The organism is Parafrankia soli, assembly GCF_001854695.1.
GTDB classification, from domain to species: Bacteria; Actinomycetota; Actinomycetes; order Frankiales; family Frankiaceae; genus Parafrankia; species Parafrankia soli.
Genome location: NZ_MAXA01000140.1, coordinates 1 through 1,957 on the forward strand (window position 1 = coordinate 1; position 1,957 = coordinate 1,957).

2 protein-coding genes are annotated in these 1,957 nt (G+C 67.4%); one reads left to right on the plus strand and one right to left on the minus strand.

Translation table 11 applies throughout. From position 1 onward, the window contains the following. Positions 1-80 precede the first annotated feature (80 nt). Positions 81-698 carry a recombinase zinc ribbon domain-containing protein gene (locus tag BBK14_RS13165; protein ID WP_083390912.1) on the plus strand — a complete coding sequence of 206 codons (618 nt, stop codon included), beginning with the start codon at positions 81-83 and terminating at the stop codon, positions 696-698. Between the two features lie 471 nt (positions 699-1,169). On the opposite strand, the gene BBK14_RS13170 is transcribed toward BBK14_RS13165, so the two are convergent. Beyond that, the gene (locus tag BBK14_RS13170) at positions 1,170-1,880 is read right to left on the minus strand and encodes a replication initiator (protein ID WP_338045458.1); all 711 of its coding nucleotides are present in this window, start codon (positions 1,878-1,880) and stop codon (positions 1,170-1,172) included. Between the last annotated feature and the right edge of the window lie 77 nt (positions 1,881-1,957).

Sequence of the window (1,957 nt, forward strand, 5' to 3'; positions counted from 1 at the left end):
GCGTACTCAACCTCCTCGGAGTAGACCCGACCAAACCCCCGTGATCACGAAACGGGCAGGTCAAAGCATGAAAACCAAACGTGCGGAGTACAGGCGGCAAGGGCCACAACGCGCGCCGCTATCTGCTCAGCGGTATCACGCGATGTGGAGAGTGTACCCGAAAGTTGTCGGGCATGCCCCGTTCCGGTCAGCGTGGTTTCGCCTACCGCTGCAACCCGCAGAACTTGGGATGCTCCAAGATTGTTCGGGACGGTGTGAAGGTGGACGCCTACGTGACCGCCGCTCTTATCGCCAAGGTCGAGTTGGAGCTAGGCYGCACTGTCGCCCGGATCGAGACCGTGTGGCCGAAGGAAGCCGAGCTGACCGACACGCAGGAGCAGATATCACAGCTCAACGCCCGCTACCGGGAACGGAAGATCTCTACCGATCGGTACTTCGAGCAGTTGAGTTTCTTCGAGGACAAGGAACGGGCGTTGCTCGCCGAGCGGAAGAAGCACACGGTCACGGTGACGGCAGCCAAGGCGCGACCCGCGAAGATCCGCGCCGAGTGGGAGGACTACCCGCTGTCGCGGCAACGGGCGATCGTCGAGGACTACATCAACGCTGTGATCATCAAGAAGGCCCGGTACAAGGGCGCCCAGTTCGACCCCGACCTGATTGTCATCAAGTGGACGGGCGAGGACACCGAAGAAGCATAGAAAGGCAGGTCCGAAGGCCCGGACAGCCGTACCACTCCCGTAGAGGAAGGTACGGCCGTCCGCCCTACGAGCCGCCGGAAGGAGCAGCCAACCCGAACATGCCCGCCGCATGCGCGCGTTGATGCGCCGACCAGCGCGGCGCCCGCGCGGCCTGGACCCGCCCCCACTCGGCGGGAGTAGGTATCCGCCGCCGAGCCCGCCCACGAGACGAAGGCGCCACAGCACCGGCCGGAAGCCCTTCCTGCTCCACGGGTACGGCTTCACAGGTGGCCTCCCACCCGCCCACCCGCACCCCGGTTGCGTGGGCAGGTTCGGTGCCAGCCGGGACAACGACCGGGACGGACGAAAGATCGACAGAACCTTCGGTGCTCACCTGCTGGCCAACCAACGCAAGCGCGGAGTCTCCGACGCCGGTATCGGCACCGTCCGGGGAGTCGTCGAACAGCGAGGGCTGAAAGGCAGCTTCGCTGCTCATAGCCCGGCCAGCCAGACATCCGCACCCGACCCGGCCGCGCCGTCCGGTGGGTCGCTGTTCCCGCCGTACAGGCCACGCCCGGAGTACGCCCACTCCCCGACAGCGACCGTCGCCGGGTCACCGTCGAGCCGGCCGAACGCGTCCACCGGCGCCCGGCCTGACATCGCCGCCCCGATCGTGCGCGACCACACCCGCCGCACCGTCCGCAACGCCCCGAACGTTGTGGAGTACGCCCGCGATTTTGTCAACCAGTGGCCACCGAAGCCCATTTGGTGGGCCCAGCGCAGCAGCCGGGGGACATCGCCGGAGTCCCGGCCGAGCGCCGCATCCAACGCCGCGGTGAACACCGGGTCATGGCCGAGCCGCCAGCAGGTCTCCACCAACCGGCGCACATGCGGAGCCAGGACCAGCCTGCCGAGTGCCGCCAGCGACCGCACCGGATGATCCAACGCGCCACCAGCCGCCGCCGACTTGGTGATGTACTTCGCCAGGTAGTTACTGACCCGCCCCACATCGGTCGGTCCGTCCAGCGCGATCCGGCGGATATCGACCTGCACACCCCAGCGCACCGCCCACCCGTCGCCGGGTGCCGTGGCGTCGAGGGTGCCCGCGTCCGGATCGGGAGCCGGCACCGCAACCGACCCGACCACGCCCCGCAGCGCGTCCGCAACCAGCTCCCCATCCGCCCACTCCCTATCTGTCAGGATGAGTTGAGACGGGGGTTATCCATCAACTAGTGACCCAGGGCGGGTTGGGAGCGGGAGATCGTGACTGCGGCGGTGAC